Here is an 11,609-nt window from a genome sequence, read left to right as displayed (position 1 = left end):
CCCGGCGTGAAGCCGCCATTAGTGACTCCGCGACCTCATCCGCCAGGCCGCCCGGATGCCAGATGTAAAACACCATCTCGATGTTGTGCCGAGCCAGTTGGATATCACGAATCAACGCGTGCATCACATCATCAGAGTTAGTGAGCAGCTGTAGCTGATTACCTTTGACACCCGCAATGCCCTGACGATGGTGACAGAGTTCAAATAATGAACGTGCCACGTCACTGTGTTCGGTGGCAAAGATATGGCGGCACTGTTTGAGGTCGTTAAGCCACTTGGCGGTGGAGGGCCACATGGTGCGTGCGCGCTCAGCCCGGCGTTTGCCCAGATGAAGTTCACCAAACGACAGATACGCGATAATACCCACCAGCGGCAGAATATAGATGATCAGCAACCAGGCCATGGCGGACGTGACTGCGCGGCGTTTCATCAGGATACGCAGCGTGACACCCGCAATCAGCAACCAGTAGCCGAACAGCAGCAACCAACTGATTAGGGTATAAAATGTAGTCATTAAGTGGACATCCTGTTCGCGCTTTGATGAGGAAAGTTTACGTGCTGAATAGCACTAGTGAAACCTTTAATCGTGAATGACAGTTCAATGAAGCTTTCGATTTGGCATTTTCAATCAGATCTTTATAATGCCTGGCGAGTTTAGCCTGTCTGATGAGGATGTGATGAGACGAAGCAGAAATGAAGTGGCACGCTGGAGAATGTTACGTCAGGTACACCGCCGTCGTGCACGTTGGCTGGAAGGGCAGTCACGTCGCTATAAACGTATCCATGCCATTCGTCATCAGGTGGCGCAGCAGCATCGCCGATCTATCCTGTTCATCACGCAGAATATGTAAATGGCTTACGCGGCCGTTAAGCGCCGCGTAACACCAGAGAGACATTGACGATCTGTAATGCGGCCGCCAGCACGACTAACATCACAATGTGCTGCCGGGCCTGGCGCCAGCCTTGCTGACGCCAAATCCAGAGTGCTCTGCCAATCAGCGTTAACACCGCTACCAGCAGTAAAACAGACTGCCACATCGATTAAAATACGCGCTTGAACGGTTTGACCGCCACTTTCTCATACACCCCAGCGGCAATGTACGGGTCGTCATTAGCCCAGGATTGTGCGGTTTCCAGCGAGGAAAACTCGGCAATGATCACTGAACCGGTAAAGCCTGCCGGACCCGGATCGTTGCTATCGACAGCAGGCATTGGGCCAGCGGCGATCAGCCGACCTTCATCCTGCAGTAACTGCAAGCGCGCGAGATGCGCAGGGCGTACGGAATTGCGTTTTTCCAGTGAATCTGCGGTATCTTCCGCATAAATGACGTAAAGCACGATGGGGTACTCCCGTTAGACTTGCCGAAATTGCGAGACACGTTAAGTGATCGTTAATCAGAGTGCAAATGAAAGATAAATCCACCGTCATATAGCGCAATCCCCGCTAAAAAACGCCTTTCTGCGAGTGGCTTACACATCGCTTATTGAAACTGATTGCTATTTGCATTTAAAATCTGCGCTTCACTCAATGAATATGACTGATATGACGACGTTGACTACGCCTCTTCCTACACGTACCCCCGTAGCTATGATCTTGTCCGTGGTACTCCACGGCTCGCTGATTGCGGGCATTCTCTATGCATCGTTTCATCAGACCATTGAGGTTCCGAAAGCATCCCAGCCAATCAGCGTGACCATGGTGGCACCTGAAGTGCAGCCAGAACCGGCCCCCGCGGTGGTGACGCCGCCGCCGCCAGAGCCCGAACCTGAGCCGGAGGTTGCACCCGAGCCGCCTAAAGTCGAGCCGGTGCCGATTCCGAAACCTGAACCAAAGCCCAAGCCAAAACCTAAGCCGAAGGTAGAGAAAAAGGTCGAGCCGAAGCCACGTAAGGAAGTGAAGCCGCAGGAGAATCCGGTCAAGCAGGATATCCCGACCACTCAGACGCGTCCGACCACGGCACCGAAGAGTAACCCAGCGCCAACGCAAACCGTCTCTGACGGGCCTAAGGCGATGAACGTGAGCAAACCTGCCTATCCGGCGCGTGCGTTTGCATTACGCGTGGAAGGCCGTGTACGCGTGCAGTTTGATGTGGATAGCGACGGTCGTGTCGATAATGTGGAAGTTCTGTCAGCCGAACCGCGCAACATGTTCGAGCGTGAAGTGAAGCAGGCGATGAAAAAGTGGCGTTATCAGCCGGGTCGTCCAGGAAAAGGACTGACCATGAACATCGTGTTCCGCATCAACGGCGGCGCTAACATCGAGTAAGCCTGGGTTGAAGGCAAAGAAAAAGCGGTCATTGACCGCTTTTTTTATCGCTGTTAAACGGCAAGATTGGCTTTGCCAGGTGGCAGCGGACGGGATTTCCCGCTGTTATCCACGGCAACGTAAACAAATACCGCTTCAGTGGCGCAATACGTTTGACCGATTGGCTCAGACGAAACCTTCTTGATCCACACTTCTACATTGATGGTCATCGAACTGTTGCCGGTACGTATGCAACGCGCATAGCAGCTCACGACATCGCCCACGGCTACCGGTTTCAGGAACGACATACCATCAACGCGTACGGTGACCACACGACCTTCAGCGATCTCCTTGGCCATGATAGCGCCGCCCATATCCATCTGTGACATCAACCAGCCGCCAAAAATATCACCATTGGCATTGGTATCCGCTGGCATCGCCAGGGTGCGCGAGACCATTTCGCCTTGCGGCAATTTATGTTTTTCGTCCATTGCTCAGTTCTTCTGCAGGTGAAGAGAAGCCCGACATTGTCGGGCGGAGTAGCTTATTTTTGTTCTTGTTGCGGCATCTGTCGCCAGATGTACACGCCGCTAAACAGAGTAAACAGTAGGGTCAGGCCGGTCAGACCAAACACTTTAAAGTTAACCCAAAACTCTTGTGATAACCAAAACGCAACATAGATATTTACCAGGCCGCAGACGAAGAAGAAGATGGCCCAGGCAATATTCAATCGACGCCACACAACACCGGGCAACTGCAGCTCTTTGCCGAGCATGCGTTGAATCAGCGGCTGTTCCATAAAGAACTGGCTGTAGAGCAGTGCCAACGCGAACAGGGAATAGATCACGGTGACCTTCCATTTGATGAACTCATCGTTATGGAACACCAGCGTCAACGTGCCGAATACCGTCACCAGTGCGAAGGTGAAGAGGGTCATCTTTTCCAGTTTACGATACAGCACCCAGCTGACCACCAACGCCAGGCCCGTGGAGACAATCAGGGCACCAGAAGCGACAAAGATGTCGTACAGCTTGTAGAAGATGAAGAAAACTACCAGGGGAAGAAAATCGAGTAACTGCTTCATAGCGTTTCCAGTTAGGGCAGGAGCGTTCAATAAAGGCGCTCCGCAGAGCGCCATCGCTGTTAACGTAACAGCATATACAGTCGGTACAAATAGATAATCAGAATCGCGGAGACCAGATTACCCAGCGCGTTCATCACCACCGACGCGATGTTCACCGGCAGCACTGTGAGTGATGAGATGAGGAACATCAGCACAATCTTCGCCAGCAACCACAGCACAATGGCAGGGGCGATGACTTTCATGTTCTTCCATGCCAGTTTCATACTGGCGCGCATCGCGCCAATCACACCCATTTTCTCGCTGACCAGCATTACCGGTGCCAGTGACAGCAGAATCGCCAGAATCACGCCAGGCACCATCAATACCATAAAGCCAATTTGCACCAGCAAGGTAATCAGGAAGGTCTGCAGCAGCAGTTTCGGCAGCAGTGGCGCGGAGGCACCGATTGCTCGCAGGGCACTCACGCGTTGGCCATTGGAGACCAGCGGGATCAGGCACAGCATACCGCCCAGCAGCAGCGTGTTGCCGATCAGCGCGGCAAAGGTGCCGGCTGCGGAAGCGCGCAGCAGGATGCGCTGCTGATCCGGTGACATATTCTGTACCAATTCAAACAGTGATGTCGCGCTGTCGTCAGCCTGGCTAAGCAGGGATAACTGGTCTTCGCCTGGGGTTAATGCATGACCGACAATCACCGTAATGAACGACGTCAACAACGCCATCAGCACAATAGTAACCAGCTGATGACGCAGAAAATTTCCTGTGTCACGGTATAACGAGCTTGCCGTGATAGACATGTACTCTCCTTGATGGAACCGGGTTAATTAACCCGGCGATTGTACATGTTCTGTGGGCTGGCGGGCACCCGCAAGACCATAACTTTGTGTCATCTCTGGTAAAGAATGGGGAATTAAAGTTCGTACCCGGTTCATAAAAGCAGCAAAGCCTCTTCATCTGCCCTCAAAACCTCCTCAGCGTTTTTTCTTTCAGGCGCGCAATGCCGAAAATTGATCTGAATCAATTCATTGTTTTTTAAGTGATTAATTTGAATTGATGCAGATGATCTTTTACCGAAAAAGGGTTAGATCTTGTGCCGCGATCCCGATTAAGACCTTACTTTTCTGCAAAGGAGTGATTATGAAACTGGCAAAATGCGCATTGCTCATGGCTCTGGCTATCCCGCAACTGGCACTGGCTCATCAGGCGGGGGATTTTTTCATGCGTGCCGGTAGCGCGACTGTTCGTCCAACCGAAGGCTCTGACAATGTGCTGGGTATGGGCGGCTTTAACGTGAGTAACGACACCCAACTAGGCTTGACCTTCACCTACATGGCGACAGACAACATCGGTGTGGAGCTGCTGGCGGCGACACCGTTCCGTCACAAGGTTGGTCTTGGTGCCACCGGAAATCTGGCTACCGTGCGCCAGCTGCCGCCGACGCTGATGGCACAGTATTATTTCTTCGATAGCCGCAGCCCGGTGCGCCCATATGTTGGCGTAGGTATCAACTACACCACGTTCTACGATGCCAAATTTAATCAAACCGGCCAGGACGCGGGCTTAAGTGATTTAAGCGTCAAAGATTCCTGGGGTGTGGCGGGTCAGGTGGGGATGGATTATCAAATCAACCGCGACTGGATGCTGAACGCATCGCTGTGGTACATGGACATCGATACTGAAGTGAAATTTAAAGCCAACGGTGAACAACAGAATATCAACACGCGCATCGATCCGTGGGTGTTCTTCTTTGGTGTGGGTTACCGTTTCTGAGGCACCCGCTGAAACACAACGGGCGACCCAAAGGCCGCCCGCTGCAGTATCGATACGCTATTACTTAATCTGCATATTGTTAACCACAGATTTAACCCCTGCCACGCTGCGGGTCACCGTCACTGCACGGTTCGCCATCTGCGGTGAGCTGACAAAGCCGCTTAACTGAACTTTTCCTTTAAAGGTTTCGACGTTGATTTCGGTGGATTTCAGCGAGTCGTCATTCAACAACTGTGCCTTAACCTTGGTGGTGATCACCGTATCATCGATATAGCCCCCGGTTCCTTCCTTTGTTGCTGTTGGTGCACAGGCGCTAAGTGTGATCGCCATGACCGCAGCCATTAATAATCCTGCAACGACTTTGAAAAAATTCATTGGTTATCTCCCTGTCTTAGATGGTGTTTCACCGCGACGAGACGGTGAGATTAATTGTGGTATGCGCTTTGCAAATCGGCAAATCGCCTGGGGTGAAAAAGATGGAAATACGCGATTTTTACCACTTATTGATCCAATGACGGCAGCAAGGCAAACGGTAAGCTAAAAAAGCAGGGCAAAACGAATAATAAAACAACAAGACGATAAGCCGACAAGTGCAAATTTAAGCATCAGGCAGGGAAAACAATAATGAAAAAGCGTGCCATTCTGGCGATAGCGACGATTAGCTATCTGTCCTACCTCCAGCTATTTGCTTCACAAATTTTGCCAGTGCCCAGCGCGCAGGCAGAACCGTTGATCAATCCACACCTGGGGACCCTGTGCAAAGCGGCTACCGCGCTGAGCTTTGGTCGCAGCTTCAAAATTATGCAGCTGGATAAGGTGGATGAGCAGGGCGTGGCGTGGGTGCACTATATCCGGCCCTCCGATCAATCACGCTGGGCCGTGCGCTGCCGGGTCCAGGGCGAGAGCGTTATCTTGATGTCAGATAATCCAGATAGCAGTGGACGTTGGCGTGAGGGGGCAGAAGACGAGAAGCTGACGTGGCAAATAAGAAGCGACATGCTGACGATGAAGCTGAGATATCCTGATGGTTCGGGAGATGAGCAAACGTTCAGGCTGGAATAATCAGGAGAAGACCTTATTCGCAACTGCGAATAAGGTCTTAAGATTTAGCGCGTGCCAGCTTTCAGATCGCTGACAAACGCTTTCAGTTCCGCTAACAGCGTGTCGGGATCGTTCTGGTTACGTTCGATGATCTTCACAATAGCTGATCCCGAAATTGCACCCGCTGCGCCTGCCGCGATGGCTTCTCTCACCTGGCTTGCTTCTGAGATACCAAATCCCTGCAACGGTGGTGCAGCATGATATTCGCTCAGCTTCTCAATCAAATGATTCAGCGGCTCGCTGGCCCGATTTTCTGCACCCGTCACGCCCGCGCGCGACAGCAGATAGGTATAACCGCGACCGTGTGAGGCAATCTCCCGCAGCAAATTATCATCTGCATTCGGCGGGCAGATGAAGCTGGGTGCAACGTTATGTCGCATCGCAGCCTGACGGAACGGTGCAGACTCTACAACCGGTACATCCGCCACCAGAACGGAATCAACGCCGACGGCTTCACATTGTGCGTAGAAGTTGTCGATACCTTTGCTGAACACCAGATTAGCGTACATCAACAGCCCCATCGGCAGTTCAGGATACTTCTGGCGCACGGCGGCAAGGATCTCGAAACACTGCGCGACAGTGGTACCCGCCGCGAAGGCACGTAGGGTTGCCCCCTGAATCGTTGGGCCATCCGCCAGCGGATCGGAGAACGGAATGCCCAGCTCTAACGCATCGGCTCCGCCTGCTACCAATGTATCGATGATCTTCAGTGACAGTTCAGGGGTCGGGTCGCCAAGGGTGACGAAAGGAACAAATGCGCCTTCGTTCTTCGCCGACAGACGTTGAAACAGCTGATTATAACGTTCCATCAGATCTCTCCCTTAGCTTTCAAAATATCGTGAACGGTGAAGATGTCTTTGTCGCCGCGACCGGACAGGTTAACCACCAGCAACTGCTCTTTCTCTGGGTTCTCGCGGATCATTTTCAAGGCGTGCGCCAGAGCATGAGAGGATTCCAGAGCCGGAATAATGCCTTCTGCACGACACAACTCTTTGAACGCTGACAGCGCTTCATCATCGGTAATCGACACATACTCGGCGCGACCAATGCTGTTGAGATGGGCGTGCTGTGGGCCAACAGAAGGGAAATCGAGGCCGGCTGAGATCGAATAGGATTCTTCGATCTGGCCTTCCTCAGTCTGCATCATTGGCGCTTTCATGCCGAAGTAGATACCGACGCGACCGTGCTTGAGTGGCGCGCCGTGTTCCCCGGTTTCGATGCCGTGACCCGCAGGTTCAACGCCGATCAGACCGACGCTGGTGTCATCAATAAAGTCAGCGAACATGCCGATGGCATTTGAACCGCCACCCACACAGGCCAGCACTGCATCCGGCAGACGACCTTCACGCTCCAGAATCTGCGCTTTGGTTTCTTCGCCAATCATGCGCTGGAACTCACGCACAATAGTCGGGAAGGGATGCGGACCCGCCGCCGTACCGAGCATATAGTGCGCGGTTTCGTAGCTGCCAGACCAGTCACGCAGCGCCTCGTTACAGGCATCTTTCAGCGTGGCCGAACCACTGTGCACCGGAATCACTTCCGCGCCCATCAAACGCATACGGAACACGTTAGGTGACTGACGTTCGACGTCTTTTGCGCCCATATAAATGCGACACTTCATGCCCAGCAGCGCGCACGCCAGCGCTGAAGCCACGCCATGCTGCCCGGCTCCGGTCTCAGCGATAATTTCATTTTTGCCCATGCGCTTGGCGAGCAGCGCCTGGCCCAACACCTGGTTGGTTTTATGTGCACCGCCGTGCAGCAAATCTTCACGCTTCAGATACAGGCGGGTTTTTGTGCCTTTGGTCAGATTGCTGCAAAGCGTTAATGCGGTGGGACGGCCAGCATAGTTTTTCAACAGATCGGTAAATTCAGCCTGAAATTCTGGATCGCGCTGCGCTTCGACAAAGGCGCTTTCCAACTGGCGCAGAGCGGGCATCAGAATCTGCGGTACATATTGACCGCCAAACTCGCCAAAGTAGGGATTCAATAACGTCGTCATCTCTCATCTTCCTTATGCGGCCCGCGCATCGGCGGGCGAGCGAAATTAATAGGCGCGCAGCGTGCGGAATACCGCCGCGACTTTACTGGCATCTTTGATGCCGGGTGCGGATTCAACGCCAGAGTTAAAGTCCAGTCCGGCGCAGCCCAGTTGTGCAGCCTCCACGCAGTTGTCGGCGCTTAATCCGCCGGCCAGCAGCACGTTGCTGAGATCTTCACCCTGCAGCAGTGACCAGTCGAATCGCTGTCCGCTGCCGCCCTGGCCATTATCAAACACGTAACGCTCCACATGCGGCCAATCGCGGGCTGGAAGGCTGCCGCTAATGCTCAGCGCCTTCCAAATTTTCACCTCTTCTGGCAGGGCGCTGCGCAGTTCTGCGACGAACGCCTGATCTTCATCACCATGCAGTTGCACAGCGGAAAGTTTGAGTGAACTGGCATGCGTGACAATGTCACTTACAGAGTTATTGCGGAATACGCCGACATACTTAAGTGGCGCAGCCGCTATGACGTTTTGTGCTTGTTCTTCACTGACTTCACGCGGTGAACCTTCGGCGAAAATCACACCGCCATAAATCGCGCCCGCTTCGTGCGCAATGCGTGCATCGTCAGGCCGGGTCAGGCCGCAGACTTTGTTGTCACCGAGCAATACGCGACGCACGCCAGCATTCAGATCGGCTTCTTCCATCAGTGCGGAGCCAATCAGGAAGCCGTTGGCGAAGTGGCTCAGCTCACGCACCTGCGCATAGTTATGGATGCCCGATTCGCTGATGACCGTCACACCGTGGCTTAAACGTGGTGCCAGTTGACGGGAGCGATTCAGATCAATCGATAGGTCGCGCAAGTCGCGGTTATTGATACCGACCACTTTAGCTTCCAGCGCAATCGCACGCTCCAGTTCTTCTTCATTACTGACTTCAGTCAGTACGCCCATTTTCAGGCTATGCGCCACGGCGGCGAGCTGACGATATTGCTCATCATCCAGAACCGACAGCATCAGCAGGATGGCATCGGCCTGATAGTGGCGCGCCAGGTAGATTTGGTAGGGATCGATAATGAAGTCTTTGCACAGCACCGGTTGAGTAATCGCGGCACTGACGATCGGCAGAAACTCAAAATCACCCTGGAAATACTTCTCGTCAGTTAAGACGGAAACGGCCGAGGCGTGATGACGATAAACGCCGGCGATGGTCGCAGGATCAAAATCTTCGCGAATCAAACCCTTCGACGGGGAGGCTTTTTTGCATTCCAGGATGAACACGGTGCGCGTGCCACGTAGCGCATCGTAAAAGTGGCGTCCTGCAGGCTGCAAGCTGTTCTGGAAGGTCGCCAGCGGCTGCTGTGCCTTGCGTGCTTCAACCCAGACGGCTTTATCCTGAACAATTTTCTCTAAAACGGTGCCCTTGATACTCATCTCATCCTCTCGCTGCCAGAGCAACAACGCGCTCGTAAGCCTGACCACTGCGAATTGCGGTGATGGCGCGCTGAGCGTTGTCGCGCAAATCTTCATTTCCGAATACTTTCAGCAACATTGCGACGTTCACCGCAACGGCCTGCTCATGGGCTGGCTGGCCTTTACCCTGGAGCAAACGCGCCAGAATGTCACGGTTTTCTTCCGGCGTGCCGCCCGCCAGGGCTTCTTTATCATGGAAGCCAAAACCGAAGTCTTCAGGCGTCAGCTGATAACTGGTGATTTCACCGTCACGCAGCTCAGCGACCTGAGTCGCACTGTGCAACGCCACTTCATCCATCCCGCCGCCATGCACCACTGCCGCACGCTGATAGCCAAGCACCTTCAGGGTTTGGGCAATCGGCAGCACCAGTTCCGGACTGTACACGCCGATAACCGCCAGTGGGGGTCGCGCCGGGTTGATCAAGGGGCCCAGCACGTTAAACAAGGTGCGGGTTTTTAACTGTTGACGCACTGGCATCGCGTGACGGAATCCGCTGTGATATTGCGGCGCGAACAGGAAGCAGACGTTAAGATCGTCCAGTGCCTTACGCGCTTTTTCAGCGGGCATATCCAGATCGATACCAAAAGCCGCCAGCAGATCGGACGAGCCGGATTTGCTCGACACGCTACGATTGCCGTGCTTGGCCACTTTCAGCCCACAGGTTGCGGCGACAAAGGCGCTGGCAGTGGAGATGTTAATGCTGTTACTGCCGTCACCGCCGGTGCCAACGATATCGGCGAAAGTGTAATCCGGACGCGGGAACGGTTTCGCATCTTCCAGCAGTGCCGTAGCGGCACCCGCGATCTCTTCCGGGCGCTCGCCACGGACTTTCATTGCAATCAGCGCAGCGGCTAGTTGGGTCGGCTCGAGCTGACCTTTAATAATGGCGCTAAATAGCTGATGGCTTTCCGCCTGGCTCAGGGTTTGTGCCTGGTAAAGTTTTTCCAGAATAGTTTGCATCATAATCTCCCTATTATTTCGCCAACGCCCAGGCCAGCGTTTGCTCTAACAAACGTGCGCCCTGGGTGGTGAGAATGGATTCGGGGTGGAACTGGAAGCCACACACACGGTCGGCATCATGGCGAACGGCCATTACCATGCCGTTGTAGCTGGCGTTAACGGTCAATTCGGCAGGCGTATTGCTGCCCACCAGCGAGTGATAACGGGCCACCGGCAGCGGATTGCTCAGGCCGCTAAACATCGCTTCACCGTCGTGATTAATCGAAGAGGCTTTGCCGTGCAGAATCTCACCGGCCTGGCCTACATGACCACCATAAGCCTCAACAATCGCCTGATGACCGAGGCAGATGCCGATAATCGGCAGACGACCACGCAGTGCTTGCAGTAACGCAGGCATGCAGCCGGCATCTTTCGGCGCGCCGGGGCCTGGCGACAGCATCAGCACCGGATTTTCCATCTGCTGCAGTCGTTCAATCAGCACTTCAGCCGGCACGTTATTGCGGTAAATCACCACGTTGTGACCAAAGGTGCGCAGCTGATCAACGAGGTTATAGGTAAAGGAGTCGATGTTATCGAGCAACAGGATATCGGCCATCAGAAAATCTCCTTGCAATGATGGGCTGTGGCGATGGCACGTAATACCGCGCGCGCTTTATTGCGGCTTTCATCCGCTTCAGCCTGAGGCTGAGAATCCAGTACCACACCGGCACCGGCTTGGACGGTTGCAACACCATCTTCCACCCAAGCGGAACGAATCACGATGCAGGTATCCAGATCGCCGTGTGCAGTGAAATAGCCGACCGCACCGCCGTAGCTGCCGCGACGCGTGCCTTCTTTCTCAGCAATCAACTGCATGGCACGCACTTTTGGCGCGCCGCTCAAGGTGCCCATGTTCATGCAGGCGCGATAGGCGTGCAGGACATCAAGATCGTCACGCAGCGGGCCAACCACGCGAGAGACCAGATGCATCACGAAAGAGTAACGGTCGACTTTGGTC

Annotated in this window: 14 protein-coding genes and 2 pseudogenes; 4 read left to right on the top strand and 12 right to left on the bottom strand. The window is 53.9% G+C overall.

Annotation, left to right across the window (positions count from 1 at the left end; translation table 11 throughout):
* A pseudogene (gene clsA, locus RT340_RS18025) lies at positions 1 to 514 on the bottom strand (cardiolipin synthase ClsA); the annotation flags it as partial.
* Positions 515 to 677: 163 nt separating this feature from the next.
* On the opposite strand from clsA, the gene RT340_RS18020 reads away from it, so the two are divergent.
* Entirely contained in the window at positions 678 to 851 is a 174-nt protein-coding gene (locus RT340_RS18020) for a YciY family protein (protein ID WP_097117257.1), read from the top strand.
* A 16-nt stretch (positions 852 to 867) separates the two neighbouring features.
* Here RT340_RS18020 and RT340_RS18015 read toward each other — a convergent pair whose 3' ends face one another.
* The gene (locus RT340_RS18015) at positions 868 to 1,038 is read right to left on the bottom strand and encodes a hypothetical protein (RefSeq protein WP_166936081.1); all 171 of its coding nucleotides are present in this window, start codon (positions 1,036 to 1,038) and stop codon (positions 868 to 870) included.
* Between the two features lie 3 nt (positions 1,039 to 1,041).
* The gene (locus RT340_RS18010) at positions 1,042 to 1,338 is read right to left on the bottom strand and encodes a YciI family protein (RefSeq protein WP_034828845.1); all 297 of its coding nucleotides are present in this window, start codon (positions 1,336 to 1,338) and stop codon (positions 1,042 to 1,044) included.
* Positions 1,339 to 1,543: 205 nt separating this feature from the next.
* Here RT340_RS18010 and tonB point away from each other — a divergent pair, with 205 nt between their 5' ends.
* Entirely contained in the window at positions 1,544 to 2,266 is a 723-nt protein-coding gene (gene tonB / locus RT340_RS18005) for a TonB system transport protein TonB (protein WP_200570156.1), read from the top strand.
* Between the two features lie 53 nt (positions 2,267 to 2,319).
* Here tonB and yciA read toward each other — a convergent pair whose 3' ends face one another.
* The 3 genes from yciA to RT340_RS17990 are packed head-to-tail and all read right to left on the bottom strand — an operon-like array spanning position 2,320 to position 4,123.
* On the bottom strand, positions 2,320 to 2,736 hold the full coding sequence (yciA, locus tag RT340_RS18000; protein ID WP_097116990.1) for an acyl-CoA thioester hydrolase YciA: 417 nt from the start codon (positions 2,734 to 2,736) through the stop codon (positions 2,320 to 2,322).
* A 53-nt stretch (positions 2,737 to 2,789) separates the two neighbouring features.
* Positions 2,790 to 3,329, bottom strand: a complete 540-nt coding sequence (locus RT340_RS17995) for a septation protein A (RefSeq protein ID WP_313377416.1) — start codon at positions 3,327 to 3,329, stop codon at positions 2,790 to 2,792.
* Between the two features lie 59 nt (positions 3,330 to 3,388).
* On the bottom strand, positions 3,389 to 4,123 hold the full coding sequence (locus tag RT340_RS17990) for a YciC family protein (RefSeq protein ID WP_034828852.1): 735 nt from the start codon (positions 4,121 to 4,123) through the stop codon (positions 3,389 to 3,391).
* Between the two features lie 340 nt (positions 4,124 to 4,463).
* On the opposite strand from RT340_RS17990, the gene ompW reads away from it, so the two are divergent.
* A complete protein-coding gene (gene ompW / locus RT340_RS17985; RefSeq protein WP_097116991.1) occupies positions 4,464 to 5,096 on the top strand; it encodes an outer membrane protein OmpW in 633 nt (210 codons plus the stop codon).
* Positions 5,097 to 5,156: 60 nt separating this feature from the next.
* On the opposite strand, the gene RT340_RS17980 is transcribed toward ompW, so the two are convergent.
* Entirely contained in the window at positions 5,157 to 5,471 is a 315-nt protein-coding gene (locus RT340_RS17980; protein ID WP_034828856.1) for a BON domain-containing protein, read from the bottom strand.
* 249 nt (positions 5,472 to 5,720) lie between these two features.
* On the opposite strand from RT340_RS17980, the gene RT340_RS17975 reads away from it, so the two are divergent.
* On the top strand, positions 5,721 to 6,158 hold the full coding sequence (locus RT340_RS17975) for a hypothetical protein (RefSeq protein ID WP_313377415.1): 438 nt from the start codon (positions 5,721 to 5,723) through the stop codon (positions 6,156 to 6,158).
* A 44-nt stretch (positions 6,159 to 6,202) separates the two neighbouring features.
* On the opposite strand, the gene trpA is transcribed toward RT340_RS17975, so the two are convergent.
* The 5 genes and pseudogenes from trpA to RT340_RS17950 all read right to left on the bottom strand — a co-directional run.
* Complete coding sequence (gene trpA / locus RT340_RS17970; RefSeq protein WP_313377414.1) at positions 6,203 to 7,006, bottom strand: tryptophan synthase subunit alpha; 804 nt, start codon at positions 7,004 to 7,006, stop codon at positions 6,203 to 6,205.
* The gene (trpB, locus tag RT340_RS17965; RefSeq protein WP_045814391.1) at positions 7,006 to 8,199 is read right to left on the bottom strand and encodes a tryptophan synthase subunit beta; all 1,194 of its coding nucleotides are present in this window, start codon (positions 8,197 to 8,199) and stop codon (positions 7,006 to 7,008) included. The genes trpA and trpB overlap by 1 nt, the downstream gene beginning before the upstream one ends.
* Positions 8,200 to 8,244: 45 nt before the next feature.
* Complete coding sequence (gene trpCF / locus RT340_RS17960) at positions 8,245 to 9,612, bottom strand: bifunctional indole-3-glycerol-phosphate synthase TrpC/phosphoribosylanthranilate isomerase TrpF (protein WP_313377413.1); 1,368 nt, start codon at positions 9,610 to 9,612, stop codon at positions 8,245 to 8,247.
* A 1-nt stretch (position 9,613) separates the two neighbouring features.
* Positions 9,614 to 11,207: pseudogene (gene trpD / locus RT340_RS17955) on the bottom strand (bifunctional anthranilate synthase glutamate amidotransferase component TrpG/anthranilate phosphoribosyltransferase TrpD).
* The coding region (locus RT340_RS17950; protein WP_313377412.1) for a chorismate-binding protein at positions 11,207 to 11,609 on the bottom strand (403 nt) is incomplete at its 5' end. The pseudogene trpD and the gene RT340_RS17950, both read right to left, overlap by 1 nt.

The sequence above is a fragment of the Pantoea sp. CTOTU50773 genome (assembly GCF_032082325.1).
Classification (GTDB): domain Bacteria; phylum Pseudomonadota; class Gammaproteobacteria; order Enterobacterales; family Enterobacteriaceae; genus Pantoea; species Pantoea communis.
This window is presented reverse-complemented; position numbering and strand designations above follow the sequence as displayed.

Excerpts from the sequence above, each read along its gene's own strand:
- trpA (WP_313377414.1), bottom strand. The coding sequence starts at position 7,006 with ATGGAACGTTATAATCAGCTGTTTCAACGTCTGTCGGCGAAGAACGAA.
- yciA (WP_097116990.1), bottom strand. The coding sequence starts at position 2,736 with ATGGACGAAAAACATAAATTGCCGCAAGGCGAAATGGTCTCGCGCACC.
- RT340_RS17975 (WP_313377415.1), top strand. The coding sequence starts at position 5,721 with ATGAAAAAGCGTGCCATTCTGGCGATAGCGACGATTAGCTATCTGTCC.
- trpCF (WP_313377413.1), bottom strand. The coding sequence starts at position 9,612 with ATGAGTATCAAGGGCACCGTTTTAGAGAAAATTGTTCAGGATAAAGCC.
- RT340_RS17990 (WP_034828852.1), bottom strand. The coding sequence starts at position 4,123 with ATGTCTATCACGGCAAGCTCGTTATACCGTGACACAGGAAATTTTCTG.
- tonB (WP_200570156.1), top strand. The coding sequence starts at position 1,544 with ATGACGACGTTGACTACGCCTCTTCCTACACGTACCCCCGTAGCTATG.
- RT340_RS17980 (WP_034828856.1), bottom strand. The coding sequence starts at position 5,471 with ATGAATTTTTTCAAAGTCGTTGCAGGATTATTAATGGCTGCGGTCATG.
- RT340_RS18015 (WP_166936081.1), bottom strand. The coding sequence starts at position 1,038 with ATGTGGCAGTCTGTTTTACTGCTGGTAGCGGTGTTAACGCTGATTGGC.
- trpB (WP_045814391.1), bottom strand. The coding sequence starts at position 8,199 with ATGACGACGTTATTGAATCCCTACTTTGGCGAGTTTGGCGGTCAATAT.
- RT340_RS17995 (WP_313377416.1), bottom strand. The coding sequence starts at position 3,329 with ATGAAGCAGTTACTCGATTTTCTTCCCCTGGTAGTTTTCTTCATCTTC.
- ompW (WP_097116991.1), top strand. The coding sequence starts at position 4,464 with ATGAAACTGGCAAAATGCGCATTGCTCATGGCTCTGGCTATCCCGCAA.
- RT340_RS18020 (WP_097117257.1), top strand. The coding sequence starts at position 678 with ATGAGACGAAGCAGAAATGAAGTGGCACGCTGGAGAATGTTACGTCAG.